At 42.2% G+C, this 16349-nt stretch carries 15 protein-coding genes and 16 tRNA genes; 6 read left to right on the top strand and 25 right to left on the bottom strand.

Going from position 1 to position 16349, the window contains the following annotated elements; genetic code table 11:
* Positions 1–109 precede the first annotated feature (109 nt).
* Positions 110–2587, top strand: coding sequence for a penicillin-binding protein 1B (mrcB, locus tag SKA34_RS19920; RefSeq protein WP_006647285.1), 2478 nt, complete (start codon positions 110–112; stop codon positions 2585–2587).
* Between the two features lie 150 nt (positions 2588–2737).
* Here mrcB and SKA34_RS19915 read toward each other — a convergent pair.
* The 18 genes from SKA34_RS19915 to mutY form a co-directional block, all read right to left on the bottom strand.
* A tRNA-Thr gene (locus SKA34_RS19915) sits at positions 2738–2813 on the bottom strand.
* Between the two features lie 46 nt (positions 2814–2859).
* Positions 2860–2935, bottom strand: a tRNA-Phe gene (locus SKA34_RS19910).
* 57 nt (positions 2936–2992) lie between these two features.
* A tRNA-Thr gene (locus tag SKA34_RS19905) sits at positions 2993–3068 on the bottom strand.
* 11 nt (positions 3069–3079) lie between these two features.
* Positions 3080–3155, bottom strand: a tRNA-Asn gene (locus SKA34_RS19900).
* A 43-nt stretch (positions 3156–3198) separates the two neighbouring features.
* Positions 3199–3274, bottom strand: a tRNA-Phe gene (locus SKA34_RS19895).
* A 55-nt stretch (positions 3275–3329) separates the two neighbouring features.
* Positions 3330–3405: transfer RNA gene (locus SKA34_RS19890), tRNA-Thr, on the bottom strand.
* Between the two features lie 50 nt (positions 3406–3455).
* Positions 3456–3531, bottom strand: a tRNA-Asn gene (locus SKA34_RS19885).
* A 43-nt stretch (positions 3532–3574) separates the two neighbouring features.
* Positions 3575–3650, bottom strand: a tRNA-Phe gene (locus tag SKA34_RS19880).
* 372 nt (positions 3651–4022) lie between these two features.
* Positions 4023–4098 (bottom strand) — tRNA-Asn (locus tag SKA34_RS19875).
* Positions 4099–4141: 43 nt separating this feature from the next.
* Positions 4142–4217 (bottom strand) — tRNA-Phe (locus SKA34_RS19870).
* Between the two features lie 57 nt (positions 4218–4274).
* Positions 4275–4350, bottom strand: a tRNA-Thr gene (locus tag SKA34_RS19865).
* Between the two features lie 11 nt (positions 4351–4361).
* A tRNA-Asn gene (locus SKA34_RS19860) sits at positions 4362–4437 on the bottom strand.
* A gap of 43 nt (positions 4438–4480) precedes the next feature.
* Positions 4481–4556 (bottom strand) — tRNA-Phe (locus SKA34_RS19855).
* 55 nt (positions 4557–4611) lie between these two features.
* Positions 4612–4687 (bottom strand) — tRNA-Thr (locus tag SKA34_RS19850).
* A 50-nt stretch (positions 4688–4737) separates the two neighbouring features.
* Positions 4738–4813, bottom strand: a tRNA-Asn gene (locus tag SKA34_RS19845).
* Positions 4814–4856: 43 nt separating this feature from the next.
* Positions 4857–4932 (bottom strand) — tRNA-Phe (locus SKA34_RS19840).
* Between the two features lie 173 nt (positions 4933–5105).
* Positions 5106–5378 carry an oxidative damage protection protein gene (locus SKA34_RS19835; RefSeq protein ID WP_006647282.1) on the bottom strand — a complete coding sequence of 91 codons (273 nt, stop codon included), beginning with the start codon at positions 5376–5378 and terminating at the stop codon, positions 5106–5108.
* A gap of 129 nt (positions 5379–5507) precedes the next feature.
* Positions 5508–6572, bottom strand: coding sequence for an A/G-specific adenine glycosylase (gene mutY / locus SKA34_RS19830; protein WP_006647281.1), 1065 nt, complete (start codon positions 6570–6572; stop codon positions 5508–5510).
* A gap of 287 nt (positions 6573–6859) precedes the next feature.
* Between mutY and trmB the strand changes: the two genes are divergently transcribed.
* The 3 genes from trmB (at position 6860) to SKA34_RS19815 (ending at position 9100) form a co-directional block, all read left to right on the top strand.
* Positions 6860–7597 (top strand): tRNA (guanosine(46)-N7)-methyltransferase TrmB, encoded by a 738-nt coding sequence (gene trmB, locus SKA34_RS19825; RefSeq protein WP_006647280.1) that lies wholly within the window; start codon positions 6860–6862, stop codon positions 7595–7597.
* Between the two features lie 116 nt (positions 7598–7713).
* Positions 7714–8634 carry a glutaminase B gene (glsB, locus tag SKA34_RS19820; protein WP_006647279.1) on the top strand — a complete coding sequence of 307 codons (921 nt, stop codon included), beginning with the start codon at positions 7714–7716 and terminating at the stop codon, positions 8632–8634.
* Positions 8635–8683: 49 nt separating this feature from the next.
* Positions 8684–9100, top strand: a complete 417-nt coding sequence (locus SKA34_RS19815) for a hypothetical protein (RefSeq protein ID WP_006647278.1) — start codon at positions 8684–8686, stop codon at positions 9098–9100.
* 64 nt (positions 9101–9164) lie between these two features.
* Here the strand turns inward: SKA34_RS19815 and hemW are convergent, their stop codons facing one another.
* From hemW to SKA34_RS19780, 7 genes are all read right to left on the bottom strand, one after another.
* A complete protein-coding gene (hemW, locus tag SKA34_RS19810) occupies positions 9165–10328 on the bottom strand; it encodes a radical SAM family heme chaperone HemW (RefSeq protein ID WP_006647277.1) in 1164 nt (387 codons plus the stop codon).
* Positions 10329–10922: an XTP/dITP diphosphatase gene (locus SKA34_RS19805; protein WP_006647276.1), complete on the bottom strand. Its 594-nt coding sequence runs from the start codon at positions 10920–10922 to the stop codon at positions 10329–10331.
* A gap of 117 nt (positions 10923–11039) precedes the next feature.
* Entirely contained in the window at positions 11040–11465 is a 426-nt protein-coding gene (locus tag SKA34_RS19800; protein WP_006647275.1) for a DUF4426 domain-containing protein, read from the bottom strand.
* Positions 11466–11610: 145 nt separating this feature from the next.
* Complete coding sequence (yggU, locus tag SKA34_RS19795; RefSeq protein WP_006647274.1) at positions 11611–11904, bottom strand: DUF167 family protein YggU; 294 nt, start codon at positions 11902–11904, stop codon at positions 11611–11613.
* Complete coding sequence (locus SKA34_RS19790) at positions 11901–12455, bottom strand: YggT family protein (RefSeq protein ID WP_006647273.1); 555 nt, start codon at positions 12453–12455, stop codon at positions 11901–11903. The genes yggU and SKA34_RS19790 overlap by 4 nt, the downstream gene beginning before the upstream one ends.
* Before the next feature lie 9 nt (positions 12456–12464).
* Entirely contained in the window at positions 12465–13283 is an 819-nt protein-coding gene (gene proC, locus SKA34_RS19785; protein ID WP_006647272.1) for a pyrroline-5-carboxylate reductase, read from the bottom strand.
* Between the two features lie 85 nt (positions 13284–13368).
* Positions 13369–14079 carry a YggS family pyridoxal phosphate-dependent enzyme gene (locus SKA34_RS19780; protein ID WP_006647271.1) on the bottom strand — a complete coding sequence of 237 codons (711 nt, stop codon included), beginning with the start codon at positions 14077–14079 and terminating at the stop codon, positions 13369–13371.
* Positions 14080–14101: 22 nt separating this feature from the next.
* Here SKA34_RS19780 and SKA34_RS19775 point away from each other — a divergent pair, with 22 nt between their 5' ends.
* Complete coding sequence (locus tag SKA34_RS19775; RefSeq protein WP_006647270.1) at positions 14102–15139, top strand: type IV pilus twitching motility protein PilT; 1038 nt, start codon at positions 14102–14104, stop codon at positions 15137–15139.
* A 33-nt stretch (positions 15140–15172) separates the two neighbouring features.
* Entirely contained in the window at positions 15173–16288 is a 1116-nt protein-coding gene (locus SKA34_RS19770) for a PilT/PilU family type 4a pilus ATPase (protein ID WP_006647269.1), read from the top strand.
* The last annotated feature ends 61 nt before the right edge of the window (positions 16289–16349 follow it).

Genomic DNA, 16349 nt, shown 5'->3' with positions numbered 1-16349 from the left:
GACCTGTATATATAATCAGGTATAGTGTTCATTATTAGCCATAATCACGTTTTAGGAGCAATGGTCGTTGCTCCTATTTTAATATAGGAATGACCTTAGTTGATGTATTATGATTAAGTTGCCTCTTCATTTTCAGTCAAGAAAACACGTTGCACCACCCAAAGACAGTGGTGGAAAAAAGCCGACGACACCACGAAAGAAAACCCCAGTAAAACCTACAGCAAAAAAGCCCACTAAACGTACTCCTACTGCGAGTTCGACCAAAAAGGCGTCGGCGAAGAGATCTGCCAAGAAAAAAACAAAAAAATCGGTTAAAACAGATCGTCCTTGGTTACGCAAACTGGGTTGGTTGAGCTTTAAAATCGGCTTAGTGGTTGTTGCCGCAATGCTGGTTGTGGGGATTTACCTTGATACGATCGTACGAAATAAAATGGATGGTCAAATTTGGGATTTACCGTCCGTTGTGTATGGTCGAGTATTAACACTTCGCCCTGATCAACATATCAGTATTATGGATGTGCGCCGTGAATTGGATTTATTGATATACCACAAAGTGCGCACGCCAACCCGTATTGGTGAGTATTCCGCTTCATCAACTCGCATTGAATTGATCCGTCGTCCGTTTGATTTTCCTGAAGGTGCTGAGAGAAAACAGCATGTGTTACTGACGTTTTCTGGAACTACGCTAACAAACATTAAAGATCTCACCACTAAGCGTTCGTTAGGTTATTTCAACATTGAACCTAAAATGCTAGGCATGCTGGGACTTTCAGGTAACGAGCAGCGTATTTTTATGAAGCGCGATGAGTTTCCACCACTCTTAATTGATGCATTACTAGCGACAGAAGATAGAGGTTTCTATCAGCATGATGGAGTATCACCATTGGCGATCATTCGTGCCATGTTTGTGAACTTGCGTGCGGGTCGAACGGTACAAGGAGGCAGTACCTTAACTCAGCAGCTTGCTAAGAACTTATTTTTAAGTCGTGAGCGTAGCCTATGGCGTAAAGTTCGTGAGGCCTATATCGCCGTTATTATTGATTATCGCTATAGCAAAGATCGGATATTAGAAGCTTACCTTAACGAGATTTATCTTGGTCAAAATGGCGGCAAAGAAGTTCATGGTTTTCCATTGGCTGCTAGATTGTATTTTGGTCGTCCACTAGAAGAGCTCACTTCTGCTAAATTAGCAATGTTGGTGGGAATGGTTAAAGGACCTTCTCAATTTAACCCCTGGCGACATCCTGAACGTACTCTAGCGCGCCGTGATTTAGTCCTCAGCCTATTGCTGAAAAATAACACCCTCACAGGTGCTGAATATGAAGTGGCAGCTTCTAGTCCGTTAGGGGTGCAAAAAACACCGAAGATTGCGAGTCGACAGCCCGCTTATTTCCAGCAGCTACAACGTGAATTAGAGCGCGATGTCGGTGATATTTATAAGTCAGGTAAAGGGCTACGTATATTTAGTACTTTAGATCCATTGTCTCAACAGTCGGCTGAGCAAAGCGTCGCATCAATGGTACCTAAGCTAAATAAAAAAGCAGGGCTTAAAGTAGAAACCGCGATGGTAGTGGTTGATCGCTTAAGTGGTGAAGTTCGTGCTGTTATAGGCGGAAGTCGTCCTGGTTATGCTGGGTTTAATCGTGCATTAGATGCTAGTCGTCAAATTGGTTCATTGGCAAAGCCTGCGGTGTATTTATCAGCATTAAGTCAGCCGAATCGTTTTAGCTTAGCAACCAGTCTAGATGACAAATCCATTGTTCTACGTGGCAGTAAAGGTAACTCTTGGCGTCCACGTAATTATGATCGTAAGTTTAGAGGACAAGTACCGCTTTATTATGCGTTAGCAAATTCATTAAATGTGCCGACTGTTAACCTGGGTTTAAAAGTCGGGTTAGGGACTGTGATTGATACCATGGCTAAGTTGGGGGTTGATCGTAATGAAGTGCCTAAATTGCCGTCTATTTTGTTAGGCTCATTTACCTTATCGCCTTATGAAGTTGCACAAATGTTCCAGACAATCACAAGTGGTGGTCGCAGAGCAGATTTAACGGCATTACGCGCGGTTGTTGATCAGAAAGGTAGGATTCTTTATCAAAACTACCCAAAAGCCTCTCAGGTGGTGCCAGAGCAGGCAGCATGGCTAACAACCTATGATATGAAGAGGGTTGTGAGTCAAGGCACCGGACGTTACTTACAGAGTAAATTTAGTGCCGCGAAATTGGCAGGTAAAACAGGTACCACAGATAAAAACCGTGATAGCTGGTTTGCGGGAGCAGATGGACATGAAGTATCAGTGGTATGGGTTGGACGTGATGATAATACGCCAGTGCGCTTAACGGGCTCTAGCGGCGCATTAAGAATCTATGCTGATTATTTAACACGTCGTAAGCCTGCACCATTAACGCTGCCATGGCCTAAGCAGATCACTACCATGAAATATGATAAGCAAGCGAATGGGACATTAACACCGAACTGTAGCGGTAATGTAACTTTGCCGGTTTGGGATCAAGACGGACAGCTTAAAGCGCAGTGCTCGACTAAAAAGCCAGCAGCTTGGATCACAAATATGTTCAGTGGTGGTTAACCGCGTGTATTAATCATTATTGGTAGTAAAGCCTCGCTCATTGTAGCGGGGCTTTTTATCTAATAGTTGTTAGATAGGCTAAGAAGCAAGATAGATAATCGATTTTATTGAGATGAAAAAAAACCTCATCAAAGATGAGGTTTCAAAAGATGGTGCCGACTACCGGAGTCGAACTGGTGACCTACTGATTACAAGTCAGTTGCTCTACCTACTGAGCTAAGTCGGCACATTTTATTCTTTTTGTATAACGTCAATGACGCTACTTTTTAATATGGTGCCTCGAGGCGGAATCGAACCACCGACACGAGGATTTTCAATCCTCTGCTCTACCGACTGAGCTATCGAGGCAGAAGTAGTGATGGTTAAGTCTCTACTTTTGCATTCTTACGTGAGTAAGAAAATAAATGGTGCCGACTACCGGAGTCGAACTGGTGACCTACTGATTACAAGTCAGTTGCTCTACCTACTGAGCTAAGTCGGCACACGTTTATTTGGCTCCTCTTGCTGGACTTGAACCAGCGACATACGGATTAACAGTCCGCCGTTCTACCAACTGAACTAAAGAGGAATTGTCTCTTTTATCTTACCTGACGTATCAAGTGAGATTAATATGGTGCCTCGAGGCGGAATCGAACCACCGACACGAGGATTTTCAATCCTCTGCTCTACCGACTGAGCTATCGAGGCAAACACAGCAATCAAATTGCTATTTTTGCATTTCTTACGTGAGTAAGAGAATAAATGGTGCCGACTACCGGAGTCGAACTGGTGACCTACTGATTACAAGTCAGTTGCTCTACCTACTGAGCTAAGTCGGCACACTATATTCTTTTAATTTCCCCGCTCTATTGAGCCAAGAAATAAATAGTGGCTCCTCCTGCTGGACTTGAACCAGCGACATACGGATTAACAGTCCGCCGTTCTACCAACTGAACTAAGGAGGAACAGATTGTGGTTGCTTTGCACCAAACTTCGAAAGGGAAGTAATGGTGCCTCGAGGCGGAATCGAACCACCGACACGAGGATTTTCAATCCTCTGCTCTACCGACTGAGCTATCGAGGCAACGGAGCGCATTAAAAAGGTTTTCGGTCTTTGCGTCAATGCTTTTTTTGTAAATAATTATCAACCTTGTCTTTTTTGTTCCGTTTGTTTGAAAAGTAAGCTTTTGTTGAGGTTTAATACCTGTTTGATCATTAGTTTGCGAAGCAAGCAACAGAAATAATTAAAGATTATTTTGTGAAATATCGAAAGAAAAAGTGAGTAATAATTAAGTTTTTAACTGAACAAGGTCTCATTGCAGGTAAGGCGATTAAAAAAGGTCGTGGAATAATGATTTTGAGAGAGGGGATTCTTGTTGAAAAGTAGTATAGGGAGATGAAAGTTAACAAATTAAAGGCGAAAAAAAACCTTGTCTTACGACAAGGTTTTTTAACTTGGCTCCTCTTGCTGGACTTGAACCAGCGACATACGGATTAACAGTCCGCCGTTCTACCAACTGAACTAAAGAGGAATTGTGTCTTTTATCTTACTTGACGTATCAAGTGAGATGAATATGGTGCCTCGAGGCGGAATCGAACCACCGACACGAGGATTTTCAATCCTCTGCTCTACCGACTGAGCTATCGAGGCAGAAGTAGTGATGGTTAAGTCTCTACTTTTGCATTCTTACGTGAGTAAGAAAATAAATGGTGCCGACTACCGGAGTCGAACTGGTGACCTACTGATTACAAGTCAGTTGCTCTACCTACTGAGCTAAGTCGGCACACGTTTATTTGGCTCCTCTTGCTGGACTTGAACCAGCGACATACGGATTAACAGTCCGCCGTTCTACCAACTGAACTAAAGAGGAATTGTCTCTTTTATCTTACCTGACGTATCAAGTGAGATTAATATGGTGCCTCGAGGCGGAATCGAACCACCGACACGAGGATTTTCAATCCTCTGCTCTACCGACTGAGCTATCGAGGCAAACACAGCAATCAAATTGCTATTTTTGCATTTCTTACGTGAGTAAGAGAATAAATGGTGCCGACTACCGGAGTCGAACTGGTGACCTACTGATTACAAGTCAGTTGCTCTACCTACTGAGCTAAGTCGGCACACTATATTCTTTTAATTTCCCCGCTCTATTGAGCCAAGAAATAAATAGTGGCTCCTCCTGCTGGACTTGAACCAGCGACATACGGATTAACAGTCCGCCGTTCTACCAACTGAACTAAGGAGGAACAGATTGTGGTTGCTTTGCACCAAACTTCGAAAGGGAAGTGATGGTGCCTCGAGGCGGAATCGAACCACCGACACGAGGATTTTCAATCCTCTGCTCTACCGACTGAGCTATCGAGGCAACGGGGCGATATTAAAAGGGTTTTCAGCCTTTTCGTCAACACTTTTTTTAATAAAAAAAGATAAATAGTGTTGTTTGTTGTCTTTTTGTTCGTTGTGGTGTGATTTTGATATTCATTATTGAGATTTCATCTATTTAAAGCAAATTCTGAGATGAAACCTCAATCATGCATTTTACTTTTCTGGCGGTGTATAGCCGTCGATAATTACATCCTGACCTTCGAACAAAAACTTAACCATTTCAGTTTCTAACAACTGGCGATGTTCTGGATTCATCATGTTGAGCTTTTTCTCGTTGATCAGCATGGTTTGCTTACCTTGCCATTCAGCCCATGCTTGTTTAGAAATATTATCAAAAATACGTTGGCCTAGTTCACCTGGGTAAAGTTGAAAGTCTAAACCTTCAGCGTCTTGTTGTAGTCGAGTACAAAAAACAGTACGACTCATGAAATATTCCTTACTGTAACTCGCTGATATACAGGCTCAGCGAAAATGAGTGATTAATTGATAGTTATACCAGAGTCAGTGACTGGCATCTAGCATCACTGAACGGAAATCAAAGCGGTAAAAACCGCCTTATATTTGATGGTTTAATGAGTATGCCAAACTGTCTAAAATTTTCTGTACTGGTGCTGCTAATCCGATTTTGGGGGGATTATTAAGATCATACCATTGACCTAAAGCTTCATTGATCACTGTAGGTTGTGATTTAAGTTCGTATAAGATCGGCACAATATCAAGATGATAATGGCTAAACGTATGACGAAAAGCGGTTAACTGACTTTGCTGTTCGATAAGTGACAGTTGTTGCCCTAATTGCTTGTCTAATAGCGATGTTAAATCAGCATTGTCATGTTGAGGGAAACACCAAAGACCACCCCAAATGCCAACTTGCGGGCGTTGTTCTAACCAAACTTTATCGCCGCACTGTAAAATAGCGAACCATGTTTGTTTTTCAGGTAAGGTTTTTTTGGGCTTTTTACCAGGGAATTCGGTTTGTCGTAATTCTTTGAGTGCAATGCACTGTGTGCTTACTGGGCATAATTCACATTTAGGCTTACTACGGGTACAAATCATTGCTCCCATATCCATCATAGCTTGGTTATAACGCTCGACTCCCATTTCGGGCGTATTTGTCTCTGCAATTTGCCATAATTTGTTTTCAACGATTTTCTTCCCCGGCCAACCTTCAATCGCATAACAACGGGCAAGCGTACGTTTCACATTGCCATCTAAGATAGGGTGATGTTGAGCGAGTGAGAGTGAAAGAACAGCGCCAGCAGTTGAACGGCCAATACCCGGTAATGCTTGGACTTGAACGATATCTGTTGGGAAAATGCCGTTATGTTCGCTAACAATTAATTGTGCTGCTTTATGGAGGTTACGCGCGCGAGCGTAATAGCCAAGTCCTGTCCATAAGTGTAAGACTTCATCTTGCTCGGCAGCAGCTAAGTCTTGCACGGTAGGGAAGCGCTCCATAAAACTTTCAAAGTAAGGGATCACGGTTGCTACCTGGGTTTGTTGCAACATGATTTCTGAAAGCCATACTTTATATGGGGTTTTGTTTTGTTGCCAAGGTAGGGTTTTGCGGCCGAATTTGTCGTACCACGCTAAAATGGCATCGGAAAATGTTGTACTCAATGTTGTGCTCACTTTACAGTTTATAGCTACTTATCTTTATACTGCGCAAAGGGATATGGTATTTGCCAATGAAAAGTCGCTATCGAGTTATTTTTCGCTACACAGTGAAAATTGGTGTCCGCTAGTGCAATCACTTATACTGCAAACAGAAGTGCAACGTTATTTATTGTCTATTATGGGCAAGATTGCACCATAAACTGGCCATTGTCGCAATTGATAGACTTGAATTGAGTCGATAACTTTGGATAATGCCAATCCGTTTCTTTTTTGTTTGGATAGTTATTAGCATGAGCGAAGTTTCAAAGAAGTCAGGTGAAGTGACCCTGACCGAATTTACCGAAGATGGCAAACTGGTTCGTAAGATCCGTAGCTTTGTCCGTCGTGAAGGCCGTTTAACTAAGGGCCAAGAACATGCGATGGAAAACAACTGGCCAACTATGGGTATTGATTTCGCCAAGCAAATGCTGGACTGGAAAGAAGTATATAACCGTGAAGCGCCAGTCGTGTTGGAAATTGGTTTTGGTATGGGTGCATCATTAGTTGAAATGGCTAAAAACGCCCCTGAGAAAAACTTTATTGGTATCGAAGTTCATAGCCCAGGTGTGGGTGCGTGTCTAATGGGTGCGGAAGATGCGAGTTTAACTAACCTTCGTGTAATGTGTCACGATGGCGTTGAAGTGTTTGAATACATGATCCCTGATGGTAGTTTAGATACCGTACAGCTATTCTTCCCAGACCCTTGGCATAAAGCACGTCACCATAAGCGTCGTATCGTTCAGCCTGAGTTTGCTGAAATGCTGCGTAAAAAGCTTAAAATTGGTGGTATTTTCCATATGGCAACTGACTGGGAAAATTACGCTGAGCATATGGTTGAAGTTATGGATGCTGCGCCTGGTTACCGTAATACGGCAACAAACGGTGATTATATTGATCGTCCTGAAGATCGCCCATTAACCAAATTCGAAGCTCGTGGTCATCGTTTAGGTCACGGTGTTTGGGATATGAAGTACGAGCGTACTGAATAATTTCTCTTTGGCATTATATGCTGAAGAAATAAAAAATTATTGATTTAATGACGTTTCGTTAAATCAATGAAAAAGCCAACCTTGTGTTGGCTTTTTTTCCCCTTGGAGAAAGAGATATGAAGCCAACAGCTACACTGCTAAATGAAGTATTAGATGAAGTGAGACCATTGATAGGTCAAGGAAAAGTGGCTGACTATATTCCTGCTTTAGCTAACGTGCCTGCGAGTAAATTAGGTATTGCAGTATGCTACAACGACGGAGAAGTTATTCAGGCGGGTGATAGCCAAGAAGGTTTTTCTATTCAATCGATCTCTAAGGTGTTGTCGTTAACACTTGCAATGACGTTATATGAACCAGAAGAGTTGTGGTCTCGAGTCGGAAAAGAACCATCAGGTCATGCATTTAACTCCATGATCCAGCTTGAGCTAGAAAAAGGTATCCCACGTAATCCGTTTATTAATCCTGGTGCGATTGTGGTGTCGGATTTATTGCATAGTCGTTTATGTGCACCGCAATATCGGATGTTGGAATTAGTGCGAGAGCTTTCTTGTAATCCGCATATTGTCTACGACAAAGTGGTGGCGAGCTCTGAAATGCAACATAGTGATCGTAATGCTTCCATTGCTTATTTGATGCGCTCCTTTGGTAACTTTGATAACGAAGTGATGCCAGTACTCACTAATTATTTTAGTTATTGTGCCCTTAAGATGAGTTGTGTCGATCTCGCCAGAACATTTAGTTATTTAGCCAATAAAGGGCTTCCTTTAGGCGCGAAAAAAAGAATTATCAGCCAAACTAAAAGTAAGCATATAAATGCATTGCTTGCGACCTGTGGTTTATATGATGGTGCAGGTGAATTTGCCTATCGTGTTGGCATGCCAGGGAAGTCTGGTGTAGGTGGTGGCATTGTTGCGATTGTACCGGGTGAGATGACGATTGCTGTATGGTCGCCAGAACTTGATCAATCCGGTAATTCTGTTGCAGGGACAGCAGCGTTAGAGAAATTATCTGAGCGTATTGGACGTTCTATTTTTTAGTGAGCCCGTATACATAAAACAGCGAGGCTCACATTAGGGGGAGAATCGTATGTTAATGAATAAGGGGTTTCACGGATTAAAAACATCAATATTAGGCGCAATAGTGGCGATGCTCAGCTTCTTTACGGTATCGGCTCATGCGGTTGAATGCAAGCCACAGTGGCATAACTCACTGAGTTTAAATGAAGGACGGTTAACTTTAGTACAAGGTAAACAAGAATTTATTGTTGATGCTAAAGGGCAGATGTTTTTCGATGTACATAAGGTTGCATTGAGTCCTAAACAAACACAATTATTATCGGACTATTACGAGCTTTTAGATAATGACTTGCCTTATTTGTTGTCGCATTCTCAGCGTATTGATAAGCAAGTGTGTGACTTTGTTTCGCTACGGATAGAACAAGAACAACGGTTGCAAGATGCGATTCCGGCATTAAAAAACTGGCGTAGCGTAACGTTAAATTAGTCTGTATGTAACAAGAGAAAAGCGAGCACTGTGAATAACATAGTACTCGCTTTTTTATTAGATATTATTCGTTCTCATCGTCAACGAAGGCTGCTAAGAGATCATTTAAGAATAATTTTCCGTGTTCGGTTATTTGCCAATGATCGCCTGTATCTTGGAGATAGTTTTGCGTTATCGCCCAATCAATTGTCGGCTCTATGGTTGTTAAGGCTAAACCAGTTCTTGCAACAAAATCTTGCTTTGGACAGGATTCTAGTAAACGAAAACGATTCATAAAGAACTCGAATGGACGTTCGCCATCAGCAACCTGATTCTCTTGTGTTAAATATGGCTTATCTGCTTGTAAATACCCACGAGGATGTTTGACTTTAACGGTACGGATAATTTGCCCATCAGCAAAACTAATTTTGCCATGTGCGCCACAACCAATGCCAAGGTAATCACCAAAACGCCAATAGTTAAGGTTATGCTGACATTGTTTTCCCGTCTTGCTGTAGCCTGATATTTCATATTGCTGATAACCGGCTTCTGTTAAAAGCTGATGACCTTGCTCAAAAATATCCCACAAGTCATCATCATCAGGCAATGTCGGTGGTTTTGAGTAATACAGGGTATTGGGTTCAATTGTCAGCTGATACCAAGACAAGTGCGGTGGATCGAGTGCGATCGCTTGTTTTAAATCACTGATCGCATCACTCACGCTTTGATCCGGTAAGCCATGCATAAGATCGACATTAAAGCTATTTAATCCCGCCTTCTTGGCAAGCCCAGCAGCACGAATCGCTTCATCTGCGCCATGAATACGGCCAAGACGGTCGAGCTTTTCATTTTGAAAACTTTGAATACCAATAGAAATACGGTTTACACCGGCTTGGCGATAAGCTTCAAAACGACCCGCCTCCACCGTGCCAGGGTTGGCTTCCATAGTGATTTCAATATCATCACTAAATAGAATGCGTTGCTCAATGGCTTTTAATAAACGACCAATCTCACTTGGAGAGATCAAGCTAGGCGTGCCTCCACCAATAAAAATTGAGTGTAGAGGACGTGCCCCATTGATTAGCTGATAAGCACTAAGATCGGTTTCTAAGTCGTCAATTAAGGCATCAATATAATCAAGCTCAGGAAGATCTGTCTTTAAGGCGTGAGAGTTGAAATCACAATAAGGACACTTTTGTACACACCAAGGGATGTGGACATATAAACTCAGTGGTGGAGGTACAAGCATTTAATCGGCCTTTAATGCGCTAAACAATTGCTGTAGTGCTTTACCACGGTGTGATAGTTGCTTTTTACGAGCAGGTGGAAGTTGAGCTGAAGCACATTGATCTTCGGGTACCCAAAATACCGGATCGTAACCAAAACCATTTTCGCCATGACGTTCATTTAAGATGCTACCTTCCCAAGAGCCATGACAAACCAGTGGCGTAGGATCGTTTTCATGGCGCATCATCACAAGAACACAATGGAAACGTGCAGTACGTTGCTCAACGGGGACATCTTTCATTTCCACAAGTAGCTTATCAATGTTGTCAGCATCTGATGCGTCTTTACCGGCAAAACGTGCAGAATAAATACCAGGAGCACCATTGAGGTAATCAACTTCTAAGCCAGAGTCATCAGCAATGGCTGGAAGGCCCGTTTCCTTTGCTGCATGGCGCGCTTTAATGATCGCGTTTTCAATAAATGTTGTGCCCGTTTCAGCAACGGATGAAACGTTATAATCACTTTGCGCGACTACATCAAAACCAAAATCAGCCAGTAAGTCGGCCATTTCTTTTACTTTGCCTTGGTTGCCAGTTGCTAGTACAAGTTTACTCATTTTGATGCCTTTTGAACGTCAAGCTATGTAATATTGGCGGCTATAATAACGGTTGTTATCGTAATAAAAAAGGCGCGAGTGCGCCTAGTGATTGTAGAGATATTGATGCTCAATTGGTTACTTGTCAACGAAGAAGGTCTGCTTAAAGGTCAGTGTTTCTTTTTTACCGTTTGAGAAAATAGTGATAGTAAAAGTAAACGTTTCATCATTAGCGTGTTTAAATTCAGCAAGGTAATAAATTGATTGACCTTCTTTTATTTCTCTAAAGTTCAAGTTTTTTTGCTGTCCTAATACATTACGAGCAATACCGGTTAACTGTGCTTTTACAGCTGTTTTTTCTTCTTTACTGGTATCGAGAATCGCAATATTGACCAAGGCACTGTAACGGCTGCGCTGAATTTTATAGTGGCTGGCAATCTCTGGGGTTATAAACGTTGAGGCAAAACTAGAATAATGCACTTCTAAATCGCCAAATTTTTTGAATTGTTCGGCATGGCTAGGCAGAGTGAAAACAAGCAGTAGAAGGCTGAGTAATATTTTCATTGAAGTATCCTTATCTTTCAGTAAGTCACTGAAGTATTTCCTTTATGCCACGACGTGTAGCTTTATTTGATCATTGTAGCTAAGAGTAGGGGGATAAAAAAAGCGAATATCGATAATTGATATTCGCTTTGTTGAACCGATCAAATTACATGATGGTGGCGATCTCTGAGGGAATAACTTTCGGGGTTTCAATCCGAATTTGTTTATGTCGACCTTGTAAGCCTTTCTCTAAATGAATTAACCCTTTAGCGACCTTAAATTGTTTTGAAAGGTACTTTACTAAATGGGCATTGGCTTTTCCGTCCACCGGTGGTGCGGTAATGGCAATTTTTACTTCGTTGCCATGCAAGCCGACGATTTGATCGCGGCTTGCTTTCGGTTGGATATAAAGTCGGATAATGAGATCGTCATCATCACGAAAGATGGTTTTTTCTGTCACAACATGTACCAAACGTTGCCAACTAAAGAGCCCATCGCGTAGTTAGCAAATTGCAGTGCAATAAAGATCACAAGAATACTCAGATCTAGGCCGCCCATTGCAGGTAGAACGCGGCGAACAGGTGCCATTAGTGGTTCGGTTAATTGGTGCATGACATATTCGATAGGGCTTCGACCTTGGCTAACCCAGCTTAAGATTGCACGGATTAATAACACCCAGAACAATAAGCTACCAGCCGCTTTCAATAATGCTAAAAGTCCTAAGAATAAGAAGCTTGGTTCAAAGGAAAAACCACCACTACTGATTGAAATAATGATGATAAATTTAGCGACACACAGTACATAAGCAAACAGAACAGTTGCCATATCTAGCGAACCAATTGATGGGATCACGCGGCGTAATGGCGCAACGATCGGTTGTGTCGCTTTAATAATAAATTGTGAGAAGGGATTATAAAAGTCTGCACGAGACCATTGTAACCAAACTCGTAATAATACGACCATGATGTAAAGATCAAAGCCGGTTTGAACTAGATAAACGAAAGGATTCATAGATAAACCTTAAAACAATTGTTCCATTTCTTTAGCTCGAGATACGGCTGCTTGCATCGCTTTAGCAACAATATCTGAGAATTGATGTTGATTAAATGTATTAATAGCTTCAGCTGTCGTGCCACCTTTTGAAGTGACTTGATCACGTAGTGTCGACAATGAAGTATCTGGATTCGCTTTTACTAATTCAGCTGCACCTAAAGCTGCTTGTTGAACCAGTAAGCGCGCAGTATCGGCATCAAACCCTTGGTTCATTGCTTCTTGCTGCATTGCTTCCATAAACAAAAAGAAGTAGGCGGGAGCACTGCCTGCTGCGGCAATAATACCATTGATACCTGACTCTTCTTGGACCCAACAAATTTCGCCTACGGCTTGTAATAGTTGAGTGGCAAATAGTCGGTCGGTTTCTGTGAGTTGTGGTTTCGCATATAAGCCGCTCATCCCCTTACCAATTAAAGAGGGAGTATTTGGCATTACACGAACTAATTCAACTTGCTGACCTAACATTTCACACAAACGATCGCAATTAATGCCAGCAGCAATAGAAATCACTAATTTTCCGGCAAAGTTAATGTCTTGCAGTGGTTTACACACTTCTTCCATAAGTTGTGGTTTAACCGCAAGAACAACAACATCAGCATTTTGAGCAGCATTTAAGTTATCGCTAGTGGTATGGATACCAAAGTCACGTGCTAAAGGTTCACGTCGAGCATCGCTAGGAGCGGTGGCCGTGAGCTTTTTTGCATCGTAACCGCTAGCAACTAAACCTGCGATAATTGAGCGAGCCATATTACCTGCCCCAATAAAGGCAATTGAGCGTTGTTCCATGTAAAATCCTTATAAATAGGTACAAACTTAATGTTTTTTACCTTAATTGAGCTGTTGTTATCATGAACAGTACGAATATTGGTAATTATTCTTTGTTGCCATAATCACGAGCACCAAAAATCGCGGTGCCGATACGAACAATTGTGCTGCCAGCTGCAATTGCTGCTTCCATATCACCACTCATTCCCATTGATAATGTATCAACGTTTGGATAGGTCAATTTCAGCTGTTCTAGTGTATCAGCCAATGCTTTAAAAGTGGCAAATTGGCTGTCGTAATCTGTAGCCGGTTGTGGGATCGACATTAAACCGCGCAGTTCAATATTTGGCATTGCTGCTATTTCTGCGGCTAGTGCAGGCACTTCAGCCAATGTTATCCCCGATTTTGTTGCCTCAGCGCTGCTATTAACTTGCAGTAAGACTTGTAGCGGTGCCATTGATGTAGGACGTTGATCGTTTAAACGTTTTGCTGTTTTGATGCGATCAATAGAGTGCACCCAATCAAAATGTTCTGCGACAAGGCGAGTTTTATTGGATTGGATCGGCCCAATAAAATGCCATACAAGCAAGTTGTTCTCTGGATGGCCCGAAAAGTGATTTACCTTATCAACACCTTCCTGTACATAGTTTTCGCCAAATGCATACTGGCCTGCAGCGATGGCTTCTTCGATCGCTTCCACTGGCTTGGTTTTACTTACTGCCAATAGTTGCACGGAATCTGCAGCCCTGCCGCATTTTTCAGTTACTAGGGTGATCTGGTTGATGACCTTAGCAATATTTTGTTTGATACTAGTCATAATTGATTCTTGGGGAAAATTTATGGATATCACCGAATTACTGGATTTTAGTGTAAAGCATAACGCATCGGATCTACATCTTTCTGCAGGTGTTCCACCGATAATTCGTGTTGATGGCGATGTTAGAAAACTCAGTATGCCTGCACTCGATCACAGTGAAGTGCACCGTTTAGTATTTGATATTATGAACGATGCCCAACGCCGTGAGTATGAAGAAAACTTAGAAGTCGATTTTTCATTTGAAATTCCCGACATCGGTCGCTTCAGAGTCAATGCTTTTCATCAGTCTCGAGGTTGTTCGGCGGTGTTTCGAACTATCCCTATTCATATTCCAACATTGGAATCGTTAAACGTTCCTAATGTTTTTTATGATATTGCCCAGCTTACACGTGGCTTGGTATTAGTAACGGGTGCGACTGGCTCAGGTAAATCGACCACGATTGCTGCGTTAGTTGATTATATCAATACCAACTATAACCGTCATATTCTGACGATTGAAGATCCGATTGAATTTGTTCACAGCAGTAAACGTTGCTTGATCAATCAGCGAGAAGTACACCGTGATACATTGGGCTTTCAAAACGCACTGCGTTCAGCACTGCGTGAAGATCCCGATGTCATTTTAGTTGGTGAGCTTCGTGATCAAGAAACAATCAGTTTAGCGTTAACTGCAGCTGAAACGGGGCACTTAGTTTTAGGTACCTTGCATACAAGCTCTGCGGCAAAAACAGTCGATCGTATCATTGATGTTTTCCCTGGAAGTGATAAATCCATGGTTCGCTCTATGTTATCGGAGTCGTTACGTGCTGTGGTATCACAAAGCTTATTAAAGTGTGTGAGCGGTGGTCGTGTAGCCAGCCATGAAATTATGATGGCAACACCTGCGATTCGTAACTTGATCCGTGAAGATAAAGTCGCGCAAATGTTTTCAATGATCCAAACCGGCTCATCGATGGGAATGCAAACCATGGAGCAAAGCGTGAAGATGCTGGTGGCAAAAGGCTTAGTTGAAGCTGAAGAAGGTCGCCGTATTGTTGATACTAGTCAGCGCGGCTTCTAATGACATCTCAGGTTTAACGAGGTAGGAAAAGAGATGAATTTAGACAGTATATTAGCGCAAATGGTTAAGCGTAAAGCGTCGGATTTATATATTACCGTCGGCTCAGCATGCTTACTTAAAATCGATGGTAACTTACATCATCTTGGCGAATTACTTAATCGCGCAGCGGTGGATTCTTTGTTCCACGAAGCCATGGATGAGGAGCTGTATAAAGAATTTGTTACGACGCGTGAAGCCAATTTTGCCATTGTACGTAATGGTTGTCGTTTTCGATTAAGTGCATTTTGGCAACGTGAATTACCAGGTATTGTGGTCCGTCGAATCGAAACCAAGATACCGAATATTCATGATCTTAACCTACCGCTGGATATGGAAAGATTAGCACTGGCAAAACGTGGTTTGGTGCTGGTGGTTGGTGCGACAGGTTCTGGTAAATCGACATCCATGGCGGCAATGACCGGTTTTAGAAATCAAAACCGCTGTGGGCATATTTTAACGGTTGAAGATCCGATTGAGTTTATCCATGAACATAACAAATGCATCATAACTCAGCGTGAGGTTGGGCTTGATACTGCCAGTTATGAAGTGGCATTAAAAAATTCACTGCGTCAAGCCCCTGATATGATCTTGATCGGTGAAATCCGAAGTCGTGAGACGATGGAATATGCGATGACGTTTGCCGAAACAGGGCACTTGTGTATGGCAACGCTACACGCGAATAACGCTAACCAAGCACTTGAGCGTATTCTTCACCTTGTACCAAAAGAGCGCCGCGAGCAGTTTTTGTTTGATCTATCGTTAAACTTAAAATGTATTTTAGCGCAACAGTTGATCCCTGATGCCAATGGTGTCGGACGACATGGTGTTTATGAACTGCTGCTCAATACGCCACGTGTCGCAGACTTGATCCGTCGCGGTGAGTTGCATGAAATTAAAGATGTGATGGCTAAATCAAATCAGGCAGGAATGGTGACGTTTGATCAATCGTTATATGCATTATTTCTAGATGGGAAAATCACCGAGCAAGATGCACTTCACCACGCTGATTCACCGAATGATCTTCGTTTAATGATTAAAGTGGGTGATCCTAATAATAAAACGTCTAACAGTGCCAGTGCTCTATCTGGTGTGAAATTAGATTTTCAGTAATAGGATTATGATGATCCTAATACATTAAGAATATTATGAACTAATCACTCATATTTAATGC

The sequence above is a fragment of the Photobacterium sp. SKA34 genome, from assembly GCF_000153325.1.
Lineage (GTDB): Bacteria > Pseudomonadota > Gammaproteobacteria > Enterobacterales > Vibrionaceae > Photobacterium.
The sequence above is the reverse complement of the archived record's forward strand: the minus strand, read 5'-3'. Positions and strand labels throughout refer to the sequence as shown.